This window comes from Mesorhizobium sp. M7A.F.Ca.MR.245.00.0.0 (genome assembly GCF_003997415.1).
Classification (GTDB): domain Bacteria; phylum Pseudomonadota; class Alphaproteobacteria; order Rhizobiales; family Rhizobiaceae; genus Mesorhizobium.
Map to the genome: position 1 here is coordinate 21,921 of NZ_RZTE01000034.1, position 22,925 is coordinate 44,845.

The 22,925-nt window shown below is 63.4% G+C and carries 19 protein-coding genes; 8 read left to right on the forward strand and 11 right to left on the reverse strand.

The features are described 5' to 3' along the window. Nucleotides 1–75 precede the first annotated feature (75 nt). The 6 genes from EOB80_RS26135 to EOB80_RS26160 form a co-directional block, all read right to left on the reverse strand. The gene (locus tag EOB80_RS26135) at nucleotides 76–387 is read right to left on the reverse strand and encodes a formate dehydrogenase subunit delta (RefSeq protein WP_023811684.1); all 312 of its coding nucleotides are present in this window, start codon (nucleotides 385–387) and stop codon (nucleotides 76–78) included. Continuing rightward, the gene (fdhD, locus tag EOB80_RS26140) at nucleotides 377–1,207 is read right to left on the reverse strand and encodes a formate dehydrogenase accessory sulfurtransferase FdhD (RefSeq protein ID WP_127320612.1); all 831 of its coding nucleotides are present in this window, start codon (nucleotides 1,205–1,207) and stop codon (nucleotides 377–379) included. The genes EOB80_RS26135 and fdhD overlap by 11 nt, the downstream gene beginning before the upstream one ends. A gap of 2 nt (nucleotides 1,208–1,209) precedes the next feature. Next, complete coding sequence (fdhF, locus tag EOB80_RS26145; protein WP_127330691.1) at nucleotides 1,210–4,122, reverse strand: formate dehydrogenase subunit alpha; 2,913 nt, start codon at nucleotides 4,120–4,122, stop codon at nucleotides 1,210–1,212. Nucleotides 4,123–4,132: 10 nt separating this feature from the next. Next, nucleotides 4,133–5,689: an NADH-quinone oxidoreductase subunit NuoF gene (locus tag EOB80_RS26150; RefSeq protein ID WP_127330693.1), complete on the reverse strand. Its 1,557-nt coding sequence runs from the start codon at nucleotides 5,687–5,689 to the stop codon at nucleotides 4,133–4,135. Further along, on the reverse strand, nucleotides 5,686–6,165 hold the full coding sequence (locus EOB80_RS26155; RefSeq protein ID WP_127317731.1) for a formate dehydrogenase subunit gamma: 480 nt from the start codon (nucleotides 6,163–6,165) through the stop codon (nucleotides 5,686–5,688). Before EOB80_RS26155 ends, EOB80_RS26150 begins: the two co-directional genes overlap by 4 nt. Before the next feature lie 176 nt (nucleotides 6,166–6,341). Next, nucleotides 6,342–7,256 carry a LysR family transcriptional regulator gene (locus EOB80_RS26160; RefSeq protein ID WP_127267008.1) on the reverse strand — a complete coding sequence of 305 codons (915 nt, stop codon included), beginning with the start codon at nucleotides 7,254–7,256 and terminating at the stop codon, nucleotides 6,342–6,344. 151 nt (nucleotides 7,257–7,407) lie between these two features. Here EOB80_RS26160 and EOB80_RS26165 point away from each other — a divergent pair, with 151 nt between their 5' ends. Both EOB80_RS26165 and EOB80_RS26170 read left to right on the forward strand, forming a co-directional pair. Beyond that, on the forward strand, nucleotides 7,408–8,049 hold the full coding sequence (locus EOB80_RS26165) for a DUF47 domain-containing protein (RefSeq protein ID WP_127267007.1): 642 nt from the start codon (nucleotides 7,408–7,410) through the stop codon (nucleotides 8,047–8,049). A 3-nt stretch (nucleotides 8,050–8,052) separates the two neighbouring features. Continuing rightward, nucleotides 8,053–9,057, forward strand: coding sequence for an inorganic phosphate transporter (locus tag EOB80_RS26170; protein ID WP_127267014.1), 1,005 nt, complete (start codon nucleotides 8,053–8,055; stop codon nucleotides 9,055–9,057). A gap of 11 nt (nucleotides 9,058–9,068) precedes the next feature. Here EOB80_RS26170 and EOB80_RS26175 read toward each other — a convergent pair whose 3' ends face one another. Continuing rightward, nucleotides 9,069–9,446 (reverse strand): VOC family protein, encoded by a 378-nt coding sequence (locus EOB80_RS26175; RefSeq protein WP_027039668.1) that lies wholly within the window; start codon nucleotides 9,444–9,446, stop codon nucleotides 9,069–9,071. Between the two features lie 269 nt (nucleotides 9,447–9,715). Here EOB80_RS26175 and EOB80_RS26180 point away from each other — a divergent pair, with 269 nt between their 5' ends. Continuing rightward, a complete protein-coding gene (locus EOB80_RS26180; protein WP_127317737.1) occupies nucleotides 9,716–10,897 on the forward strand; it encodes an Mrp/NBP35 family ATP-binding protein in 1,182 nt (393 codons plus the stop codon). A gap of 21 nt (nucleotides 10,898–10,918) precedes the next feature. Here the strand turns inward: EOB80_RS26180 and EOB80_RS26185 are convergent, their stop codons facing one another. Next, nucleotides 10,919–11,371 carry a carbon monoxide dehydrogenase subunit G gene (locus EOB80_RS26185; RefSeq protein ID WP_013528005.1) on the reverse strand — a complete coding sequence of 151 codons (453 nt, stop codon included), beginning with the start codon at nucleotides 11,369–11,371 and terminating at the stop codon, nucleotides 10,919–10,921. A gap of 146 nt (nucleotides 11,372–11,517) precedes the next feature. Between EOB80_RS26185 and EOB80_RS26190 the strand changes: the two genes are divergently transcribed. From EOB80_RS26190 to EOB80_RS26205, 4 genes are all read left to right on the forward strand, one after another. Continuing rightward, entirely contained in the window at nucleotides 11,518–13,323 is a 1,806-nt protein-coding gene (locus EOB80_RS26190; protein WP_023811496.1) for an IlvD/Edd family dehydratase, read from the forward strand. Nucleotides 13,324–13,537: 214 nt separating this feature from the next. After that, nucleotides 13,538–14,356 carry a chromate resistance protein ChrB domain-containing protein gene (locus EOB80_RS26195; protein ID WP_127317741.1) on the forward strand — a complete coding sequence of 273 codons (819 nt, stop codon included), beginning with the start codon at nucleotides 13,538–13,540 and terminating at the stop codon, nucleotides 14,354–14,356. After that, nucleotides 14,353–15,741 (forward strand): chromate transporter, encoded by a 1,389-nt coding sequence (gene chrA / locus EOB80_RS26200; RefSeq protein WP_127317743.1) that lies wholly within the window; start codon nucleotides 14,353–14,355, stop codon nucleotides 15,739–15,741. Before EOB80_RS26195 ends, chrA begins: the two co-directional genes overlap by 4 nt. Before the next feature lie 64 nt (nucleotides 15,742–15,805). Next, nucleotides 15,806–16,204: a hypothetical protein gene (locus EOB80_RS26205; protein WP_127330695.1), complete on the forward strand. Its 399-nt coding sequence runs from the start codon at nucleotides 15,806–15,808 to the stop codon at nucleotides 16,202–16,204. A gap of 45 nt (nucleotides 16,205–16,249) precedes the next feature. Here the strand turns inward: EOB80_RS26205 and EOB80_RS26210 are convergent, their stop codons facing one another. From EOB80_RS26210 to EOB80_RS26220, 3 genes are all read right to left on the reverse strand, one after another. Then, nucleotides 16,250–17,479 carry an aromatic ring-hydroxylating dioxygenase subunit alpha gene (locus EOB80_RS26210; RefSeq protein ID WP_127330725.1) on the reverse strand — a complete coding sequence of 410 codons (1,230 nt, stop codon included), beginning with the start codon at nucleotides 17,477–17,479 and terminating at the stop codon, nucleotides 16,250–16,252. Nucleotides 17,480–17,652: 173 nt separating this feature from the next. Continuing rightward, nucleotides 17,653–19,242: a trimethylamine methyltransferase family protein gene (locus tag EOB80_RS26215; protein WP_127271378.1), complete on the reverse strand. Its 1,590-nt coding sequence runs from the start codon at nucleotides 19,240–19,242 to the stop codon at nucleotides 17,653–17,655. Nucleotides 19,243–19,431: 189 nt separating this feature from the next. Then, nucleotides 19,432–20,925, reverse strand: coding sequence for a PLP-dependent aminotransferase family protein (locus tag EOB80_RS26220; RefSeq protein WP_024503382.1), 1,494 nt, complete (start codon nucleotides 20,923–20,925; stop codon nucleotides 19,432–19,434). 356 nt (nucleotides 20,926–21,281) lie between these two features. Between EOB80_RS26220 and pgi the strand changes: the two genes are divergently transcribed. Then, nucleotides 21,282–22,925 (forward strand): glucose-6-phosphate isomerase, encoded by a 1,644-nt coding sequence (pgi, locus tag EOB80_RS26225; protein ID WP_127330697.1) that lies wholly within the window; start codon nucleotides 21,282–21,284, stop codon nucleotides 22,923–22,925.

Genomic DNA, 22,925 nt, shown 5'->3' on the forward strand with positions numbered 1-22,925 from the left:
AACCATAGCAGAACAGCGCGGATGCGGCAGCTTAAACTTTAGCGATGGCGAATGTAAGCCGGCGCGGCTTGGCGATTATTCCTGCGAGGCGGCGACGTCGGCAGGGGAGGGCTCGAGTCCGAGTTTGAGGTCGGCCGCGGCCGGCGTGATCGGCCGCCTGATCCTGGCGGAGGCGGCCACCACCAACTCGTTGAAGTTCCCGGTGCCGTCGTCCAGCATTTCGAAGAACTGCCGCCGCATCCTCGGCTCCCAGAACTTGTTGATGTGCTCGGCGACGCCGGCAATGCCTTCCTCGCGCGGCTTGGAATGGAAGAAATCGGCGATCTGGTTTGCCATGCGCACCAGCTTCTCGGCGGTGCTCATAATGTGTTCTTCGTCATGCGACATGCTTGGCAACTCCGCAAACCACCCGGTCGGGGTGGGTGAAAATATCAAAATCGTCGCCGCGAACCAGCGCCACCAGCGTCATGCCAGCCTCTTGCGCCGTGCGGATGGCAAGGGCGGTCGGCGCCGAGACGGCGATGATGAAGGCCGAGCCGATAGAAGCCGTCTTCTGCACCATTTCGACCGACACCCTGGATGTCACCACGACGGCACCGGATGCGCCATCGATGCCGGCCTTGGCCAGCGCACCGGCCAGCTTGTCGAGCGCATTGTGACGGCCGACATCTTCGCGCGCCATGACGATGCCCTTGCCAGGCATATAGAAACCGGCGGCGTGTACCGCTCCGGTCTCGGTGTGCAGCGGCTGCACTTTGGACAAAAGCTTGACCGAACGGGCGATGTCGTCGGCATCAAGCGTAAGGCTTGAGGCACCAACCGCATCGACCGAGCGCATTGCTTCCTCGATCGATTCGATGCCGCAAAGCCCGCAGCCGACCGGGCCGGCGAGCCTTCGCCGCCGCGCTTCGAAACGTGTGTCGGCTCGGTCCTTCAGGCGGATCTGAATGTCGATGCCGGCGCCATGGTCCTCGACCTCGATCGCTTCGATCTCTTCCGGCGCAGCCACAATGCCTTCGGTCAGCGAGAAGCCAAGCGCGAAATCCTCGAAATCGGCCGGGCTTGCCATCATCACCGCATGCGTGGTGCCGGCGAAGGAGAACGCCACCGGCGTCTCCTCCGGCACCATCCGGTCGGCAGCCGTCGTTCCAACCGCGCGGTGCGCCAGCCGCGATACCTGCGTCGTGGCTTTGCGGCGCGGGCTCAAGACTACTCCGCCGCCTGCAAAGACGCGATGCGCCGGCTCTGCTTGGCTTGCTCGTCATAGTCGCGCTGCCATTCCGACGGTCCGTTGGAGGCGCCGACCTGCACCGCCGTCACCTTGTATTCCGGACAATTGGTCGCCCAGTCGGAGAAGTCGGTGGTGATGACGTTGGCCTGCGTGTCCGGATGATGGAACGTCGTGTAGACCACACCGGGCGACACCCGGTCGGTGATCAGCGCGCGCAGCGTCGTCTCGCCCGAGCGGCTGGTCAGCCGAACCCAGTCGCCGTCGCGCAAGCCCCGGTTCTCGGCATCGTGCGGATGGATCTCAAGCCGGTCCTCCGAGTGCCACATGCTGTTGTCGGTGCGCCTGGTCTGCGCGCCGACATTGTACTGCGACAGGATGCGGCCGGTGGTGAGCAGCAGCGGGAAGCGCGGTCCCGTCCTTTCGTCCGTCGCCACATATTCGGTCCGGATGAACTTGCCCTTGCCGCGCACGAACCCGTCAATATGCATGATCGGGGTGCCGAGCGGCGCCTTCTCGTTGCAGGGCCATTGCACGGATCCGACACGGTCGAGCAACTCGAAGGAGACGCCGGCGAAGCTCGGCGTGGTCATCGCGATCTCGTCCATGATCTCGGAGGGATGCTGATAGTTCCAGTCCAGCCCGATCGCGCGGGCAAGCTCCTGCGTCGCCTCCCAATCGGCGTAGCGCGCCTTCGGCTCAAGAACCTTGCGCACCATGTTGATGCGGCGCTCGGCGTTGGTGAAGGTGCCGTCCTTCTCCAGGAAGGTCGAGCCCGGCAGGAAGACATGCGCGTAGTTCGCCGTCTCGTTGAGGAACAGGTCATGCACGACGACGCATTCCATCGCGGCAAGGCCGGCGGCGACATGTTTGGTGTCGGGATCGGACTGCAGAATGTCTTCGCCCTGGATGTAGATGCCCTTGAAGCTGCCGTCGACGGCGGCGTCGAGCATGTTGGGGATGCGCAGGCCGGGTTCGTCATCCAGCTTCACGCCCCACAAGGTCTCATAGATATCGCGCACGGCTTCGCCGGAGATGTGGCGATAGCCCGGCAGTTCGTGCGGGAAGGAGCCCATGTCGCAGGAGCCCTGCACGTTGTTCTGGCCGCGCAGCGGATTCACGCCGACGCCGGGCCGGCCGATATTGCCGGTGGCCATGGCGAGATTGGCGATTGCCATCACAGTAGTCGAGCCCTGGCTGTGTTCCGTCACGCCGAGGCCGTAATAGATCGCACCGTTGCCGCCGGTGGCGTAGAGCCGCGCAGCGCCCCGGATCAGCTCTGGATCGACGCCGGACAATTTGCCGACGGTTTCGGGGCTGTTTTCCGGCAAGGCTACGAACGATGCCCAATCCTGGAACTCCGTCCAGTCGCAGCGTTCGCGGATGAAGGCTTCGTCGAACAGGCCCTCGGTGACGATCACATGCGCCAGCGCCGTCAGCACGGCCACATTGGTGCCGGGCTTCAGCGGCAGGTGATAATCCGCTTCGATATGGGCCGACTTGACCATCTCGGTGCGGCGCGGATCGAGCACGATCAGCTTGGCGCCCTGGCGCAGCCGCTTCTTCAGCCGCGAGGCGAACACCGGGTGAGCGGAAGCCGGATTGGCGCCGATGATGACGGCGACGTCGGTGAAGTCGACGGAATCGAAATCCTGCGTGCCGGCCGAGGTGCCATAGGTCTGGCCGAGCCCGTAGCCCGTCGGCGAATGGCAGACGCGTGCGCAGGTGTCGACATTGTTGTTGCGGAAACCCTGCCGCACCATCTTCTGGACGAGATAGGTTTCCTCGTTGGTGCAGCGCGACGAGGTGATGCCGCCGATCGAGGTGCGTCCATACTGGTACTGGATACGGCGGAATTCCTTGGCCGTATGGGCGATCGCCTCTTCCCAGCTCACTTCGCGCCACGGGTCGGTGACCTTTTCGCGGATCATCGGCGACAGGATGCGGTCCTTGTGGGTGGCGTAGCCATAGGCGAAACGGCCCTTGACGCAGGAATGGCCGTGGTTCGCCTTCCCCTCCTTATAGGGCATCATGCGAACGACTTCGTCACCCTTCACCTCGGCCTTGAACGAGCAGCCGACGCCGCAATAGGCGCAGGTGGTAACAGCCGAGCGCTCCGGCAGGCCCTTGGCAAGCACCGTCTTCTCGCGCAGCGCATCGGTCGGACAGGCCTGCACGCAGGCGCCGCAGGACACGCATTCCGAATCGATGAACGCCTCGTGCATCCCCGCCGAAACCCGGGATTCGAAGCCTCGTCCCTCGATGGTCAGCGCGAAGGTGCCCTGCACCTCTTCGCAGGCCCGCACGCAGCGCGAGCAGACGATGCATTGCGAGGCATCATAGGTGAAATAGGGGTTGGATTCATCGCGGGCGATGTAGTCGACCGCCAGCGAGCCATGGCCGGGCGCCACGCCACCTTCCGGCTTGACGTGGTTGCGGCCTTCGATGCCGTAGCGGTTCTCGGTCAGGCCGATCGACTTCGCCACCGCATCGAACTCGCTCGCGCCGGTTCCGGCCTGTTCGTTCCAGCCGGTCGGATGGTCCGAGACATAGAGTTCCATGACGCCGCGGCGAATGGCGTCAAGCCGCTCGGTCTGCGTGCGCACGATCATGCCTTCGCCGACGGGCGTCGTGCACGATGCCGGCGTGCCGCCGCGTCCTTCGATCTCGACAAGGCAGACACGGCACGAACCGAAGGAGTCCAGCATGTCGGTGGCGCAAAGCTTCGGGATCTCGACCCCGCCTTCCATCGCGGCACGCATGATCGAGGTGCCTTCCGGCACGGTGATGCTGCGCCCGTCGACATTCAGCGTGACCTGCTTCTGCGCCTTCGATTGGGGGGTTCCGTAGTCGATCTCTTCGACGAGGGAAGGGAAGTCGGCCTTGATGTTCATCTGCCAGCTCCTATTCGGCAGCCACGCGCACGGGCGCGGGCTTGAAGTCGTCGGGGAAATGGGTAATCGAGCTCATCACGGGATAGGGCGTGAAGCCGCCCAGCGCGCAGAGCGAACCGAACTTCATCGTGTTGCAGAGGTCGGTGACCAGAGCGAGGTTCTTCTCCGGCTCGATGCCCGCGACTATTCTGTCGATGGTCTCGACACCGCGCGTCGAGCCGATGCGGCAGGGCGTGCACTTGCCGCAGCTTTCGATGGCGCAGAACTCCATGGCAAAGCGCGCCTGTTTCAGCATATCGGCGGTGTCGTCGAACACCACGATGCCGGCATGGCCGATCAGCCCGTCCTTTGCCGCGAAGGCTTCATAATCGAACGGCGTGTCGAACAGCGCGCGCGGGAAATAGGCGCCGAGCGGCCCGCCGACCTGCACCGCCTTGACCGGACGTCCCGTGGCCGTACCGCCGCCGATATCGTCGATGATTTCGCCCAGCGTCATGCCGAAAGCGGCTTCGAACAGGCCGGCATATTTGACGTTGCCGGCGATCTGGATCGGGATCGTGCCGCGCGAGCGGCCCATGCCGAAATCCTTGTAGAAGGCCGCACCCTTGTCCATGATGACAGGCACCGAGGCCAGCGAGATGACATTGTTGATCACCGTCGGCTTGCCGAAAAGCCCCTTATGCGCCGGCAGCGGCGGCTTTGCGCGCACCATGCCGCGCTTGCCCTCGAGCGAATCGAGCAGCGCCGTCTCCTCCCCGCAGACATAGGCTCCGGCGCCGACCCGGATCTCCATGTCGAACGCGTAAGGTGAACCCAGCACGCTGGCGCCAAGAACGCCGGCCTTGCGGGCGACCTCGACGGCCTTGTTCATCACCGCCACCGCATGCGGATATTCCGAGCGGACATAGACAAAGCCCTTGGTCGCGCCCGTGGCTATACCGGCGATCGTCATGCCTTCGATCAGCACAAACGGATCGCCCTCCATGATCATGCGGTCGGCGAAGGTGCCTGAATCGCCTTCGTCGGCGTTGCAGACGATGTATTTGCGGTCGCCTGCGGTATCGAGCACCGTTTTCCACTTGATGCCGGTCGGGAAGCCGGCGCCGCCGCGCCCGCGCAGGCCCGATTCGGTAACCTGGGCGACGATGTCGGCAGGCGTCAGCGCCAGCGCGTTCGTCAGTCCGTTCAACCCGCCATGCTTCTTGTAGGATTCGAGCGAAAGCGGATCCGTGACGCCGCAGCGCGCGAAGGTCAGCCGCGTCTGCTTGGCGAAGAAGGGGATCTTGTCCGGTGAGCCCAGCCAGCGCTTGTGATGGCCGCCGGTGAGGAAGCCGCCGTCGAACAGGCTTTTGACGTCGGACGGCTTTACCGGCCCATAGGCGACGCGGCCGTTCGCTGTCGCAACTTCGACCATTGGTTCGAGGAAATAGGCGCCGCGCGACCCGTTGCGCACGATCTTGGCTTCGATGCCGCGCTCGGCGAGCTCGCCGGCGATCGCCTTGGCGACCTTTTCGGCGCCCAGCGCCAGTGCGCCGGAATCGCCGGGAATGTAGATACGCGGGATCATGAGCGCACCTCTGCAACGATCTCGTCGAGCTTCTCGTCATTGAGTCGCCCGATCACCTCGCCATCCAGCATTGCGGCGGGCGAACAAGCGCAAAGGCCCAGACAATAGACCGGCTCCAGCGTCACCGAACCGTCGCGGGTCGTCTCATGGAAGCCGATGCCCAGCAATTGCTTCAGCTTGGCGGCGATGGCGTCCGAACCCATCGACTGGCAGGATTCCGCCTGGCAGAGCTTCAGCACATGCCGGCCTGCCGGGTGGCTGCGGTAATCATGATAAAAGCTGACGACGCCGTGCACCTCGGCCCTGGAAATGTTCAGCGCCTCGGCGATGACCGGCAGCGCATCCTTGGGCACATGGCCGAACTCTTCCTGGATGCCGTGGAGGATCGGCAGCAACGGGCCTTCGAGGCCCTTCATCTCCTGGATGATCGCGGCCGTGCGCGACGTGATCTCGGTACTTGCAGGCTGCATTGTCATGCAGCGCCCTCCCTATCGTAGCGACCCATACATATCGGCCAGAAGCATCAAGCTGTTTTGGAACAACGACATGCGCGTGCCGCTTTATCGCTAAGTGCTTAAGAAACCAGAGAAAACCTCTGAAATCAATAAAGCGGTTTCGTTGCACGATAGAAATTTTCTATCGCTCCGTTCGGCTAACTCTGTCTAGCGGAACGGTTGGCGTGGAAATCGTCCGCCAGCGCCATTGCCTCGTCCAGCAGCGCCGAGACCAAAGGTGTGTGCGGTTCGCGCGGTGTCGCCACCAGGCCGACCGTGTGGCTGGCATCCGGCTCGACAATCGGAATGGCCCGGATCGGCTCGGAAAAGCCGAATGTTTCCGCAAGGTTGAGCGGCATGATCGACGACCATTTGCCGGTGCGGATGTGCGAAAACAGCACGATCATCGAATTGGATTCCAGCGTCGGTCGCACCTGCACGCCGGCTTCGGCCAGATGCTGATCGATGATGCGGCGGTTCTGCATGTCTGGCGTCAACAGGCACAGCGGCAGGCTTGAGAGCTCTGCCCATGTCACTTTGTCGCGGTCGGAATAGGGATTTCCCATCGCGGTGATCAGTTGGTAGCGCTCGTCATAGAGCGGCACGCTGGTCACCCGCCCCAGCGGCTCGTTGTCGAGATAGGTGATGCCGGCATCGATGTCGAAATTGCCGAGCAGCGACAGCACCTCGATCGAGGTCCGCGACAGCACCGAAAAGGTGACGCCTGGATGCTTTTCGCGAAACGGCGTCGTCAGCCGCGGCAGCATGGCGAGCGCCGTCGGAATGGCGGCGATGCGGATACGGCCCGAAAGTCCGTGGCGCGCCGCGCGCATTTCCTCGCGCATGGTCCTGGTGTCGCCGACGATGCGGCGTGCCCACACCAGCACCTGTTTTCCCTCCGGCGTCAGCCCCTGGAAGCGTGAGCCGCGCAGGACCAGCATGACGCCAAGCTGGCCCTCCAACTGCTTGATGCCGGCCGAGAGCGTCGGCTGGGTGACGCCGCATACCTCCGCCGCTCGGCCGAAATGCTCCTCCCTGGCGAGCGCGATGAAGAATTCCAGCTTGTCGATCATGCGATCTTTCCGGTGGTTCGCTGCAAGGTCGGGGAAATCGCGCCTCACCGCAAGCGCGATGCACAATTGCCCTGCATCCACACCTTTAAGCCGGCTACCTGTTTCCCGCGGCGCGATGCGGCGCTATGTGGATGAAACTGGGAGATCGACCATGCTGGGCTGGTTCCGCAAGCTTTTGCCGCGCGAAGATCGCTTCTTCGACCTGTTCGAACGACATTCGCGCACCGTGGTCGGCGGCGCCGAGGCGCTGGAGCAGCTTCTCCAGGGCAGGGATATCGACCTCTGGTGCCAGAAAATCGTCGATCTCGAAGATGAGGCCGACCACATCACCGCGGAAGTCCTGCTGGCGGTGCGGCGCTCCTTCATCACGCCTTTCGATCGCGGCGACATCAAGGACCTGATCCAGTCGATGGATGATGCCATCGACATGATGCACAAGACGGTCAAGACGGTGAAGCTGTTCGAGCGCAAGGAATTCGATCCGCTGATGCAGGAAATGGGTGGCGTCATCGTCGCCGCCGCCAAGCTGGTGGCCGAGGCGATCCCGCTGCTCAACAAGGTCGCGACGCACACGGTGCGCCTCAACGCCATCGCCGAAGAGGTGATGCGCGTCGAAAGCCGGGCCGACGACCTGCACGAGCAAGGGCTGAAGGATCTCTTCAGGAAGCACGGCAGCAGCGATCCGATGGCGTACATGATCGGCAGCGAGATTTATGGCCAACTGGAAAAAGTGGTCGACCGCTTCGAGGACGTCGCCAACGAGATCAGCGGCATCGTCATTGAGAATGTCTAGGTGATGGAAGCCACCATTGCCTTTCCCGTGCTGGTCGGCCTCGTCGGCGTCGCGCTGTTCTTCGACTTTCTCAACGGCTTGCATGATGCCGCCAACTCCATTGCCACCATCGTCTCCACCCGCGTGCTAAGGCCGCAATACGCGGTATTGTGGGCGGCTTTCTTCAACTTCATCGCCTTCATGTTCTTCGGCCTCCACGTCGCCGAGACAGTGGGCAAGGGTATCGTCGATGTCAGCATCGTCACCCCGGCGGTTATCTTCTCGGCGCTCGTCGGCGCCATAGTCTGGAACATCGTCACCTGGATCGCCGGCATCCCGTCGAGCAGCTCGCATGCGTTGATCGGCGGCCTGGTAGGTGCCGGTGTGGCAAAGGCAGGCGTGGGCGCCATCGTCTGGACAGGGCTTGGCAAGACGGTTGCGGCAATCGTCCTGTCGCCAGCGACCGGCTTTATCCTGGCGCTCATCCTGATTTTCGTCGTCTCGTGGCTCTTCGTGCGCCAGACGCCCTTTGCGGTCGACAGTACCTTCCGCGTCATGCAGTTCTTTTCCGCCTCGCTCTATTCGCTCGGGCACGGTGGCAATGACGCGCAGAAGACCATGGGCATCATTGCCGTGCTGCTCTATTCGCAAGGCATGCTCGGCGCGACTTTCCATGTACCGCTCTGGGTTGTCCTCACCTGTCAGGCGGCGCTGGCGCTCGGCACCCTGTTCGGCGGCTGGCGCATCGTCCACACCATGGGCTCGAAGATCACGCGGCTGAACCCGATGCAGGGTTTTTGCGCCGAGACCGGCGGGGCGATCACCCTGTTTGCCGCGACCTGGCTCGGCATTCCCGTGTCGACCACGCACACCATCACTGGCGCCATTATCGGCGTCGGCGCCGCCCGCCGCGTCTCGGCCGTGCGCTGGGGCATTGCCGGCAACATCGTCATTGCCTGGATCGTCACCTTGCCGGCCACCGCTTTGATTTCGGCGCTCACCTACCTGGCGGTTGGCCTGGCGAGGTGACGTAAAGAAATCTACCTGTCCACAAGGTTCAGGATGTTGCCGTCCGGGTCCTTGAACCAGGCGACCTTCATTCCGTAACCGACGTGGAGATCGCCCTCCAGCGTCAAGCCCGGCATCTGATAGTGCTCGAAGGCGACGCCCTTCGACTTCAGTTCCTTGACGATGTTGCCGATCTCGTCGCCAACCATCCAGGTTACCGCTGTCGCCTTGTTGGTTCCGGCAAATTGAGAATGATAGACGTTGAGGGTGGTATCGCCGCTTTTGTAGACGATCAGTTCGCCGCCCTCATCGTGCACCTGTTTCAGGCCAAGCGTTCCCTCATAGAAAGCCTTGGCTTTCGCGAGATCCTTCACCGCGAGATTGGCCGTTGCATTGCTGTTTGCGAGCATGATGGTCTCCTTTCCTGGTTGTCGACCCCGTGCTGGTCACCGAAGTAGGTCGCCGCGATCGTTTGACGACTGTTGCTTGACCTGATTGTTGGCCGCATCGGCGCTCGATTATCTGGAAGACGTTTGGCGCGGATGAAATCCGACAGGACCCGCCGCTTTTCCAGGCACGCCAAGGCAGCCATTGCTCCACGGCTTGGTTCTGTCCGGAAACTGCATTATCTCAGGTGCAAGCTGCATCTCAGGCGCAAGCTGCGTAAGGAAAAACTGCCATGTCCGTCACCAAGGAAATCGTCACCGAGCGTCTGAAGACGGTCAACGGGCCGGATTTCACCGGCAACATCGTCGACCTCGGCATGGTTTCGGAGATTTTCATCGCCGACGGGAAGGTCTTCTTCTCGATTACCGTTCCCGCCGCTCGTGCCCAGGAAATGGAGCCGCTGCGCGCCGCCGCCGAGCGCGTCGTCAAGGCAATCCCCGGGGTCGCCGGCGCGGTCGTCGCGCTGACGGCCGAGAAGAAGGGCGGCGGCATGGAGGCGCCGGTTCCGTCGCGCCCCGCACCTAGGCCCGTTCCGCCGGCTGCGCCCGCTGCCGCCGCGCCGCGTGCGGCTCCGCACGCGCCCGCCTCGCACAGTTCGGGCAAACGTGGCGTGCCCGGTATCGAGGCGATCATTGCCGTTGCTTCCGGCAAGGGCGGCGTCGGCAAGTCGACCACCGCCGTCAACATCGCGCTCGGCCTCGCCGCCAACGGCCTGCGCGTCGGCGTGCTGGATGCCGACATCTACGGACCGTCCATGCCCAGGCTGCTCAACATCCACGGCCGGCCGCAGACCGTCGACGGCAAGATCCTGAAACCGATGGAGAATTACGGCCTGAAGGTAATGTCGATGGGTTTCCTCGTCGACGAGGAAACGCCGATGATCTGGCGCGGCCCGATGGTGATGTCGGCGCTGACGCAGATGCTGCGCGAGGTCGAATGGGGCCGTCTCGACGTGCTCGTCGTCGACATGCCGCCCGGCACTGGCGACGCGCAGCTGACCATGGCCCAGCAGGTGCCGCTGGCTGGTGCTGTCATCGTCTCGACCCCACAGGACCTGGCCCTGATCGACGCGCGGAAAGGCCTCAACATGTTCAAGAAGGTCGACGTCCCGTTGCTCGGCATCGTCGAGAACATGAGCTATTTCATCGCCCCGGACACCGGCAAGCGCTACGACATCTTTGGCCATGGCGGCGCCCGCCGCGAGGCCGAGCGCCTCGGCGTCACCTTCCTCGGTGAGGTGCCGCTCGAAATGGGCATTCGCGAAAGCTCGGATGCCGGCACGCCGGTTGTCGTCTCCAAGCCCGATGGCCCCGAAGCGAAAATCTACCGCGACATCGCCTCGAAGGTCTGGGACCGGGTCAACGAAGAGCGTGGTGCGGCTGCTGCTGCCGTGCCGAGTATTGTGTTTGAATAGCAGGCGCCGCCGTGCTGCAGCCTAGGCCGCGCCGACCTTCTCGCCAAAGCTGGAAAAAAACTGTCCAGCCAGTTTCTTCGAGGTCGATTCGATCAGACGGCTGCCAAGCTGTGCGATCTTGCCCCCGACATCGGCCTTGGCCGCGTAGTTCAATATCGTGGCGTCGGGTCCATCCGCCGTCAGCGTCACGTCGGCGCCCCCCTTGGCGAAGCCTGCAATGCCGCCCTTGCCTTCGCCCTGGATGGTGTAGGAGTGCGGCGGCTTCAGGTTCTTCAGCGTCACTTCGCCGTTGAACGTCGCCTTGATCGGTCCGATCTTCACCACCACGGTTGCCGCCATCTCGGTCGGCGACTTCATCTCCAGGCTCTGGCAGCCGGGAATGGTCGCCTTCAAGACCTCGGGATCGTTCAGCGCTTCCCACACTTTTTGCAGCGGTGCGGCAATGCGCTCCTCGCCTTCGATCACCAAAGCCATGAAAACCTCCCGGACAAGACTGCCCGAACCCGTAACGCACGGCTTGGTGCGTGTCTATCGCACCAAAGTCCGGTTGCGACCGCACGCCCTCTTGCCTGCTCCCGCGCGTTGCCATATCGATTTGTCTTACAAATACGGAGACCATGATGGCAGGCGCCCCCACCCACAAGAAAAAATTTCGCTCGCAGGAGTGGTTCGACAATCCCGACAATCCGGGCATGACGGCGCTCTATCTCGAGCGCTATCTCAATTACGGTCTGACGCGCGCCGAACTGATGTCCGGCAAGCCGCTGATCGGCATCGCCCAGACCGGCTCGGATCTGTCGCCTTGCAACCGTCACCATATCGAACTCGCCAAGCGTGTGCGCGAAGGCATCGTCTCGATGGGCGGCATTCCTTTCGAGTTTCCTTGCCATCCGATCCAGGAGACCGGCAAGCGCCCGACCGCGGCACTTGACCGCAACCTTGCCTATCTCAGCCTTGTCGAGGTGCTCTACGGCTATCCGCTCGATGGCGTCGTGCTGACCATCGGTTGCGACAAGACGACGCCGGCCCTGCTGATGGCGGCGGCCACCGTCAACATCCCGGCGATCGCCCTGTCGGTCGGCCCGATGCTCAATGGCTGGCACAAGGGCAAGCGCACCGGCTCCGGCACCATCGTCTGGGAATCACGCCAGCGCCTGTCGGCCGGCGAGATCGATTATGACGAGTTCATGGATATCGTTGCCTCGTCGGCGCCGTCCACCGGCTATTGCAACACCATGGGCACCGCCACCACGATGAACTCGCTGGCCGAGGCGCTTGGCATGCAGTTGCCGGGCTCGGCCGCCATTCCCGCGCCCTACCGCGAGCGCGGCCAGATTTCCTATGAGACCGGAAAACGCATCGTCGAGATGGTGCATGAGGATCTGAAGCCGTCCGACATCATGACGAGAGAGGCTTTCGAGAACGCCATCGTCGTCAATTCGGCCATTGGCGGCTCGACCAACGCGCCTATCCATCTCAACGCCATCGCCCGCCACCTCGGGGTCAAGCTTGACAATGACGACTGGCAGACGGTCGGCCTCAATGTGCCGCTGCTGGTCAATTTGCAGCCGACGGGCGAATATCTCGGCGAGGACTACCATCATGCCGGCGGCGTGCCGGCGGTCATCGCCGAACTGATGAAGGGCGGGCTGTTGCCGCATCCCGGCGCGCGCACCGTCAACGGCAAGTCGATCGGTGAGAATAGCGAGGGCGTCGCCAACGAAAACCCCGACGTCATCCGCTCTGTCGCCAAGCCGCTGAAGGCCAATGCCGGCTTCATCAATCTTCGGGGCAATCTGTTCGATTCGGCGATCATGAAGACCAGCGGCATCTCGCCGGAATTCCGCGAACGCTATCTCTCCAACCCCAAGGATCCCGAGGCTTTCGAAGGTAACGCCATGGTTTTCGACGGGCCGGAGGATTACCACGCCCGCATCGACGACCCGGCGCAAGGCATCGACGAACACACCATCCTGTTCATGCGCGGCGCTGGCCCGGTCGGCTATCCCGGCGGTGCCGAGGTCGTCAACATGCAGCCGCCGGCCTATCTCATCAAGAAGGGCATCCACGCGCTCGCTTGCATCGGTGACGGCCGCCAGTCGGGCACGTCGGGTTCGCCCTCGATACTCAACGCCTCGCCGGAAGCCGCGATCGGCGGCGGACTGGCGCTGCTCAAGACGGGCGACCGGGTTCGCATCGACTTGCGCAAGGGCACGGCCGACATCCTCGTCACCGACGACGAGATCACCCGGCGCCGCGCCGAGTTGCAGAACAATGGCGGCTTCCACTATCCCAAGCACCAGACGCCCTGGCAGGAGATCCAGCGCGGCATGGTCGCGCAGTTCTCGGAGGGGATGGTGCTGAAGCCGGCGGTGAAATACCAGGATGTCGCGCACACCAGCGGTGTCCCCAGAGACAATCATTGATCTGAATCGACGGATGGCGGCTTGATCAAATCAGGCCGCCGTCGGTTTTCCGGTCAGCGTGTTGCATCCCGGCCGGGTGGGTCGAGAACGGTCACCGTCCTTGACAAGCGCGCCCAACAAATCCACCATCATGACAAGGGGTGCATCGCGACGACCCCGTGAGGCGTCAGCCCAACGTTCGCGTCCAAGCTTCTCTTTTCAGGAGGTGGACGCCATGCCGTCAACAACCGCTATCACCGTACCGCAATTGTCCCGGCTCATAGGTCTGCCGGGTGCACCTGTCATCATCGATGTTCGCATCGAAGAAGATTTCGAAGCCGATCCGCGCCTGTTGCCGGCCTCGTGCCGGCGCGATTTCAAAACCGTTTCGACCTGGGCCGCTGCATTCGCCGGCAAGCCGGTGGCCGTCGTCTGCCAGAAGGGGCAAAAGCTCTCGCAAGGCGTCGTCGCATGGATGCGCCATGAGGGGATATCAGCCGAATCCCTTGAAGGCGGCTTTGAGGCCTGGCGCGATGCCGGGGGGCTTCTGGTCCGCACCGCCAAGTTGCCGCCACGCAATGAAAAGGGCGCCACCGTCTGGGTGACGCGATCCCGCCCGAAGGTCGACCGCATCGCTTGCCCATGGCTGATCCGGCGTTTCCTCGACCCTGACGCGGTGTTCCTGTTTGTCGAACCCGCTGAAGTACTGGCTGTTGCCGACCGCTTTCAGGCCGTGCCGTTCGACATCGACAATGTGTTCTGGAGCCATCGCGGCGAACGCTGCACCTTCGACACCATGATCGAGGAGTTCGGGTTGGAATCCGGGGCGCTCGATCGCCTGGCGTTGATCGTGCGCGCGGCCGACACCGCAAGCCTCGACCTGGTGCCCCAGGCGGCCGGTTTTCTGGCTGCCTCGCTCGGTCTGTCGCGTATGTTCCGCGACGATTTGGAACAACTGGAAGCAGGCATGCTGCTCTACGACGCGTTCTTCCGCTGGTGTCGCGACGCCACCGAAGAAACGCACAACTGGCCGGCTGCGGGGAAACCGACATGAGCGCTCTCGTCCCGGCGGATACAGCGGAAAACATCCCGGTTCCGGCTGCACCGACCTTCACCGAGGCGGTGAAGGTCTGGGCGAGGATCGGATTGCTCAGCTTTGGCGGTCCGGCCGGGCAGATCGCACTGATGCACAAGGAACTGGTCGAGGAGCGGCGCTGGATCGGGGAACGGCGTTTCCTGCATGCGTTGAATTACTGCATGCTGCTGCCTGGCCCGGAAGCCCAGCAACTCGCCATCTACATCGGTTGGCTGCTGCACAGGACGGCCGGTGGCCTTGTCGCCGGCATCCTGTTCGTCGTGCCGGGCGCGCTCGTCATGCTCGCCTTGAGCAGCCTGTACGTCCTCTATGGCGACATGCCGCTCGTCGCGGCGCTGTTTTTCGGGGTGAAGGCGGCGGTGCTCGCCATTGTCATCGAGGCGGTGATCCGGATCGGGCGACGCGCCCTCAAGAACCGGGTCATGGTGTCGATCGCGGTCGCGGCGTTCATTGCCATCTATGCGTTGAATGTGCCGTTTCCGCTCATCGTCCTTCTCGCCGGCCTGACGGGATGGCTGGGGGACCGCGTTGCTCCCGGCCTGTTTTCCGGCTCGGCCCATGGCAAGGACGGTGTTGCCGACTCCAAGGGAGCGGTCGACCTGATGTTCGAGCGTGGCGAACTGGCCCATGTCAAACCGACCAAATGGCACGCGCCGCGCACCCTCGCCATCTGGCTGCCGATCTGGCTCGGGCCTGTTCTTTTGATCTGGTGGTTCACCGGCTCTGCAAGCGTCTGGACCGAGATAGGCCGGTTCTTCAGCCTGATGGCTGTCGTCACCTTCGGTGGCGCCTATGCGGTGCTCGCCTATGTCGCGCAGGCAGCCGTCCAGTCCTTCGGCTGGCTGGCGCCGGGTGAAATGGTCGACGGTCTTGGACTTGCAGAAACGACGCCAGGACCGCTCATCCTGGTGCTGCAGTTCGTCGGCTTCATCGCCGCGTTCCGCCATTCCGGATCGCTCGACCCGTTACTTGCCGGATCGCTGGGGGCGCTGCTCACCCTGTGGGTGACGTTCACGCCCTGCTTCTTCTGGATATTCCTCGGGGCGCCCTACATCGAGGCCTTGCGCGGCAACAAGGCATTGTCGGCCGCACTGGGCGCGATCACCGCCGCAATTGTTGGGGTGATCATGAATCTGGCCCTATGGTTTGCTTTGCATGTCATTTTCCGTGAGGTGCACGCGACGGGGCTTGGCATGAACGTGCCGGTGCTTTCGTCCATCGACTGGCGTGCGGCCTTGCTATCCGTGGCCGCCATGGTCGCCATCCTGAAGCTGAAAGTCGGCATGCTGCCGACACTCGCGCTATCCGCCCTTGCAGGGGTCTTGCTGGCGGCGGCTGGTTAGACAACACCGCCTTTGTAATCCACTTGCCCACCACCTAAGTGGGCTGGAAACGGAAGGAAACATCATGGCCGGACGGCGCTCTTCCCTCGGCTTCCTCGGAATGTTCGGCCGTTCGGGCGACTTGAGGCAGCTCGACGATGCCTTGCGCGGCGCCGATCTGCATCCAGCCCTTGTGCCGGAGGGCGTGAAGCTTACCCTCGTCAACCTGATGAAGGATCGCTGGCCCGACGAGCCGCCGCCGGGCACCTATGCGTCGGTGGCACAATTATGCAGCTATTGCATCGCGGGTCCGGAAACCTTCGAGCAAGCCAATGGCCATGAGCGGACGCTGGAAGCCGAGCGTCGCATCGAGGCGGCGCTTGAAACCGGCGACAGCCTCGACGCGCAGATCGTGCTGATGACGCTGCATGCCAAGCTCATCAACGCTGAAGTCGTCGACCGATACGGGCTCAGCGCGGAATGACGCGAAAGGCAAGATCTGCCTGATCCCCTGCGGCAGCCGAGCCGATCAGGCCCGGCTGATCTCCTCGAGATACCAGCCGATGTAGCGCAGTTCATTGTATTCCATCGGCGCGATCGGTCCGGGCACGAAATAGTGCGAGCGCACGCCGCGCGCGGTGTGCTCGATGATCTTCTTGTCCTCTTCGGTGGTGACCTTCCACAGCCAGGTCAGCTTCTCCAGATCGTAGTCCTGGCCCTCGACCGCGTCGCCGCGCACCAGCCAGATCAGCTCCATCTCACAGGTACCAGCTGTTTTCGGGATGAAACGATAGATCATGCCGTGATCGGGATAACAGACGAGAAAGGTCGTACCGCCAAGATGGATCGATGTCACGCCACCATCATAGTCGGTGAAACGGCCCATCAGCGGCGCGACCGGCGAGCCGTCCTTGCTGCCGCTGGAAACGCCGTCATAGAGCGCATAGCGGAAAGTGTGGATCGCCTCCTGTCCGGCGGCCGAGTTCTGCCAGCGGTTGGCGCTGCCGATCTCGATGCCGAGCGCGCAGGTGCGTTGCTCCATCGCGGCATTGAGCTGCTCGATCATCTCGGCCGGTTTTTCCAGCGCATGCGTCTGCGAATATTCCGGATGCGCCGGCCCGCAATGGTAACATTCGACATAGTTCTCGACGGCGAGCTTCCAGTTGGCGTCGAGCGCATAGGACTGGCGATACGCCACCTTGGCGTCGCCCCAGCCATATTGGCCGCAACTCGTGCGCAGCGACTGTTCGATCGGATCGAAATCGAGCGGCGTCTCGGCGAAGGAAATGAAGACCAGCCCGGAAGCGACGCGGACATGAAGCTTCTTCAGCCCGTGCGCCGTGCGGTCGAAATCCTTCGGCATCAGGCGCGCGGCACGCAAGGATCCGTCATTGGAATAGGCCCATGCGTGGTAGGGGCACACGAACATCTTCGCATTGCCCTTCTCCTTGGTGCAGACCTCGGCACCACGGTGGCGGCAGACATTGAGCATGGCATGCACGGTGCCATCCATGCCGCGCGTCAGGATGACCGCCTCGTCACCCAGCTTGAACAGCTCGAAATCGCCCGGGTTCGCGATGACGCTGGCATGCGCCAGGCAGTGCCAGTGGCGGCGAAAGACACGTTCCATGTCGCGCTCGAAGATCGCCAGATCATGATAGAAGGCGCGCACCAGGCCGTGACCTGGCCGATGAGATGCCACCAGCCGATCGATCGCGTCGCCGTCGGTGGGTGCTTGCTGGATAGGATGCACACTCATTTGTCGTTCTGCCCGATGGTTGATCCCGGAGCAATTCCAGGAAAAGTGTGAAGCGGTTTTCTGTTCGGAATTGCGTCAAACGAAGAGCGCAATTCCAGGAAAAGTGTGAAGCGGTTTTCCGTTCTGAATTGGTTCCGGGTGGTGGCTGTATGGCTGCACGAACTCGTCTCCGGTCAGGCGCCCATTTGCGTGCGCGGCAGGTGGATCAGGTTGCCGAAGCGGGCACGCAATCTGTCGTCGACCTGTTTTGGCACGTGGCGCGGAAATCGCTCGGCAAGAATGCGTTTCTTCTCGGTGATCGCACGCAGCAATATATCAGGCCGGCCTTTTTCGTTCCATTCCTTCGGCGAGGAACGATCGCCGAGGGCGGGATAGAAGTGCTCGGTCTGCATCAGCTTGAGCGTTTGTTCGTTGTCGAGATAGTGGCCCGGACCCTTGAGGCAGACCTCGGCGATGCTGTCGATCGACAGGGCCTCGTCAGTCACGTCGATGCCACGCGCGCAGCCCAGGCAATGACCGAGCATGTCGTTGTCGATGACCAGGCTCTCCAGGCAGAAGCCGAGCAGCGAGGCATGCATGCCGGCCGCCTCGTAGACGAGGTTGAGGCCGGAGAGGCCGGCCATCACATTGGTGATGCCCTTTTCGTAGCCGGACTGAATATCGGGCAATTTCGAATCCGTCATGCCGGCGGCGGAGCCACCGGGCAGGTCGTAGAATTGCGCCATCTGGGCACAGGCCGCCGTTGCTACCGACTGCTCGGCCGACCCGCCCGCCATGGCGCCGGTGCGCAGGTCCGACATGAACGGCCATGCGCCGAAGATCGCCGGATGGCCGGGCTTGAGCGCGTTGACATAGACCAGGCCGGCCAGCACTTCGGCCACTGCTTGCACGACGGCGCCGGCCATCGCCGCGGGTGCCGTGGTGCCGGACTGGCCGGTCGACAGCAGCAGGATCGGGATGCCGCCTTCGACGCAGGCCTCAAGCACGCCGCAGGCATCCTCGGCGAACTTCATTGGCGGCACGACGAATGAGTTGGAGTTGGAAACGAACGGCCGGGCACGGAAATTCTCCTCGCCGCCGGCGATGGCGTACAGCATTTCAAGCGCAGGCTTCACGTTCTCACGCACGGTGAAGGATGTTCCGACGTGCTTCGATGTTCCCATCACACAGGCATAAAGCGTGTTGAAATCCATCTCGAGCGGATCGGCGATGTCGCGCGCCACCATCGGCCGCTGGAAGAAATGGATGTTGTCCAGCCCGTCGACGATGCGGGCGGCATCATAAATATCCTGCAGCTTGGACTCGCGGTACTCGCGCTTCTCCAGATCCACCAGGTGCACGGCGATGCCTGCTGTGCCGTAGTGCACGCGCTTGCCCTGGACCACCATGTCGTGCCTGGGGTCCTGGCCATGAAGCGTGAAATGTCGTGCCGCCCGCTTGATGGTGTCGAGCACGAGCGCGCGCGGAAAGCGGACCCGGCCATCGTCGCCGTGGACCGCCCCCACCTTGGTCAGCACCTTTATGCAGGAAGGAATGGCGTTGGCGAAACCCACTGTCTCCAAAAGCGTCAGCACGCCCTCGTGGATACGCTCGCGGTCATCCCCGCGCAGCGGCCCGTAGCCGCCGCCCTCGATGGCCTTGTGCTGTGGTCTGGTATCCTCCACCAGGGGAGATGATCGCATGGCATGTCCTGTTTCGCGAAGACCGGAGCGCTGCGGACGACGGTTCGCCGGCGTGTCCTGCTGTTCGACAGCCACTGGCATGGAAGCACTCCACCTTCGTCGGCAGGAACTCGTGGCGGTTGGTCCACCATCGGCCTGCTTCTTCCCCTGACGCCGACTATGCCGCTGGCACTGGCCCATCCTATGGGCCAGCTGGCCCAGTTCCATGTGCCAGAGCTAAAATACCGGAGCCGCTGCGAACGGCTCCGGTCACGAGAGATCGACGATGGATCAGGCGGCCGCGGGTCTGCGTCCGGCGGCCGTGGCCAGTTCGCGAATGCCTGGCTCGATGTGCTGCAGTGCGATCGACGAGATGCCCAGCCGCATGAAACGCGAAGGCTTTTCAGTGCGATCGAAGAAACGGTCGCCTGGCTCGATGATGACGCTGCGCGAGGCGGCTGCCTCGGCCAGCCCGCGCGAATCGGTGCCGCGGGGCCCTTCGAGCCACAGCGACGTGCCGCCGGCCGAATCGGTCGAACGCCATTCCGGCAGGAAGGCGGAAATCGCATGGACCAGCCGCTTGCGCCGCTCGTCGAAGGCTGAAGACAGCCGCCGCACCAGCGCCTCGTGGTGGCCGAGCGACAGGAATAGCGCTACGGCGCGCTGATTGTTGGCCGGCGGGTGACGCAGCATGAAACGGCGCAGCGCCCTGAGCTCCGCGATCAGTCCGGCGGACGCCACGATGTAGCCGAGCCGCAGGCCCGGAGCCAGCGTCTTGGACATCGAGCCGACATAGACGACGCGGCCGGAGCGATCGAGGCTCTTCAGCGCTTGCTGCGGTGCCTCGTCGAGAAGCTGGCTGTCATAGCCGTCCTCGATGATGATCTGGTTGTAGCGGTTGGCTCGCGCCAGAAGATCCTGCCGCCGCTCCGCCGACAGCGGCACCATGGTCGGGCAATGATGGCTGGGCGTGACGAAGACGAAGCCGGAATCGTTGGGGATAGAAGCAGTTACGATGCCGGACTGGTCGACCGGCACCGGCTGTATCTCCGCGCCGGCAAGGCGGAAGATCGAGCGGGCATCGGGATAGCCCGGGTCTTCCATCGCCACCTTGGAGCCTTTGGACATCAGCAGCGTCGCCAGCATGTAGAGCGCGTTCTGGGCGCCCAGCGTGACGATGATCTCGTCCGGGTTGGCAAAGATGCCGCGCCGGGGCAGGAGCCGCGCCTGGATCTGCTCGATCAGCAGCGGATCGTCACGGTCGACCATGTCGGACGCCCAGTTGCGGATTTCCAGCACGGCAAGCGCCATGCGGTTGCACTCGCGCCACTCGGCGGTCGGGAACAGCGCCGGGTCGAACTGCCCGTAGACGAAGGGATAGGACGACTTGATCCAGTTCTCGTGCTTGGCCGGCGGCGGCATGTCGCTGGCGGCGATCTTGCGGCGTGCCTTCCAGTCGATCTCGTTGGCCTGGTCGGGCGCCTTCTGGTGCGGCTTGGCCGGTGTCGCCAGCACATCGGGATTGACGAAATGTCCACGCCGCTCGCGCGCCACCAGGAAACCCTGGTCGACGAGCTGCTGGAACGCCAGCACCACGGTTCCGCGAGCCACGCCAAGTTTTTCGGCCAGGATCCGGCAGGAAGGAAGCGGCATCGAAGCGGCGATCTGGCGGTCGAGAATGGCGGCTACGATGGCCTGGCGGATCTGCGCCTGCAGGGTTTGGCCGGATTCGGCCGAAATCCGGAACAGGCCGGACCATATCGCCGTGTCGTTTCGCTGTGGCATGGGAGATTTCCTCGATGGCCAGCCTTTTTCGCTTGGCTGGACCAGCCGAACGTAACCGTGGCACAAGGGGTTGCGCCAATCAATTTTTCTGATCGTTGGGATTTATGCCAGTGATCCTTCACGTCCTTTTGATGCCGCGTTGCGGCATCCTGGGGTGACGCGGCGCCTCATCCCGGCGATGACACCGTACGTGACGTCTGCGTCATCGCCGCGTGACGTCTGCGTCATCGCTGGGTGACGGTGTGCGTCATCGCTGCGCATTGAATCGGGTGGAGTTCGGCCCGATAGATTGTCGCGACGACACGCGCCGGAAACATCCGGTCCGTAATGATGGCTCGAGGTCTCGGAGTTTGGCAGTGGATCAATCGTCCTTTCAAAAACAGCTCGCCGCCTTGCGTGACCACCGCGCGGCGGTGCCCGCCAACATGCGCCAGGCCTTCGCCGCCGATCCCAAGCGGTTCGTGGAATTCTCCGCCACCGACGGCGATCTGCTGCTCGACTGGTCGAAATGCGCGGTCGACGCGACCACCATGGATCTGCTGGAAAAGCTCGCCCAGGCCGCCGATCTCGAAGGCCGCCGCGCCGCCATGTTCGCCGGCAAGAAGATCAACGTCACCGAGGACCGTGCCGTGCTGCACACGGCGCTGCGCAACCTGACCGGCAAGGGCGTCACCGTCGATGGCCAGGACGTCAAGGCTGACGTCATCGCCGTGCTCGACGCCATGGGCGCCTTTGCTGATGCCGTGCGCTCGGGCAAGGCGGCTGGCGCCACCGGCAAGAAGATCACCGACATCGTCAACATCGGCATCGGCGGTTCCGATCTCGGCCCGGCCATGGCGACGCTGGCGCTGGCGCCCTATCATGACGGGCCGCGCGCACATTACGTTTCCAACATCGACGGCGCCCATATCCACGACACACTGAAGGGCCTGTCCGCCGAAACCACGCTTTTCATCATCGCTTCCAAGACCTTCACCACCGTCGAAACGATGACCAACGCCGAAACCGCTCGGAAATGGGTGCAGGAAGCACTGGGTAAGGAAGCGGTCGGCAAGCATTTCGCCGCCGTCTCCACCGCACTCGACCTGGTGGCCAAGTTCGGCATCGAGCCGGATCGCGTCTTCGGCTTCTGGGACTGGGTCGGCGGCCGCTATTCGCTCTGGGGCGCCATCGGCCTGCCGGTGATGATCGCTGTCGGCCCGCGGAATTTTCGCGCCTTCCTCGATGGCGCGCACGAGATGGACGAGCATTTCCGCACCGCGCCGGTGCAGGAGAACCTGCCGGCGCTGCTTGGACTGGTCGGCTGGTGGCATCGCGTCATCTGCGGCTACCCGGCGCGCGCCGTCATCCCGTATGACCAGCGCCTGTCCAGGCTGCCGGCCTATCTGCAGCAGCTCGACATGGAATCGAACGGCAAGAGCGTCACCCTCGAAGGCACAGAGGTGACGACGCCGACCGGACCGCTGGTCTGGGGCGAGCCCGGCACCAACGGCCAGCATGCCTTCTTCCAGCTGCTGCACCAGGGCACCGATTTCATCCCGGTCGAGTTCCTCGCCGCGGCGGTCGGCCACGAGCCGGAACTCAAACACCAGCACGATCTGCTGCTCGCCAACTGCCTGGCGCAGTCGGAAGCGCTGATGAAGGGCCGCACGCTGGACGAAGCCCGCGCCCAGATGCTGGCCAAGGGCATGAAGCCGGCCGAGGTCGACAAGATAGCCCCGCACCGCGTCTTCTCGGGCAACCGGCCCTCGCTGACCATCCTCTACCGCAAACTCGACCCGCGCACCTTCGGCCGGCTGATCGCGCTCTACGAGCACCGCGTCTTTGTCGAGGGCACGCTGTTCAACATCAACTCCTTCGACCAGTGGGGTGTCGAGCTCGGCAAGGAACTGGCCACCGGCCTTTTGCCTGTCGTGGAGGGCAAGGAAAGTGCCGCGAAGCGGGACGCATCGACCGCTGGCCTTGTGGGATTCATCCACCATTTGCGTGGCGCGGAGTGA